Annotated in this window: 1 protein-coding gene; it reads left to right on the top strand. The window is 71.1% G+C overall.

The window, feature by feature from the left end; genetic code table 11:
• Positions 1 to 515 (top strand): condensation domain-containing protein (locus GXW71_RS34635; RefSeq protein ID WP_246527161.1); only part of this gene is annotated, 515 nt, incomplete at both ends.

The following is a 515-nucleotide window of genomic DNA, read 5'->3' as shown; positions in this document are numbered from 1 at the left end:
GGAGATCGTGGCGCATTGCGGGACTGCGCCGCGGGGTCTGACGCCGTCGGATGTGCCGCTGTCGGGTCTGGATCAGGCGCAGCTGGACGGGCTGGGTCTGGACCCTGCCCAGGTGGAGGAGATCTACCCGCTGTCGCCGATGCAGCAGGGGATGCTGTTCCACAGCCTGCAGGATGCGGGCAGCGGGATCTATGTGAACCAGCTGAGCGTGGAGATCGGCGGTCTGGATGGTGGCCGGCTACGGGCTGCATGGCAGGCGGTGAGCGACCGGCACGCGATCCTGCGGACGGGGTTCCTGTGGCAGGGTCTGCCAGGTGGCGCGCAGCAGGTGGTGCACCGGCGGGTGGCGGTACCGTTCGTGGCGGCGGATTGGCGGGGCCGGCCGGTGGATGCGGGGGCGCTGCAGGCGGCGGCAGAGGCGGAGCGTGCGGCGGGGTTCGACCTGGCGCAGCCGCCGCTGCAACGGGTGCTGCTGATCCGGCTCGACGACAACCGACACCACCTCATCTGGACGC

Origin of the sequence: Plastoroseomonas hellenica (assembly GCF_018129085.1) — a bacterium.
GTDB lineage: Bacteria > Pseudomonadota > Alphaproteobacteria > Acetobacterales > Acetobacteraceae > Plastoroseomonas > Plastoroseomonas hellenica.
This window is presented reverse-complemented; position numbering and strand designations above follow the sequence as displayed.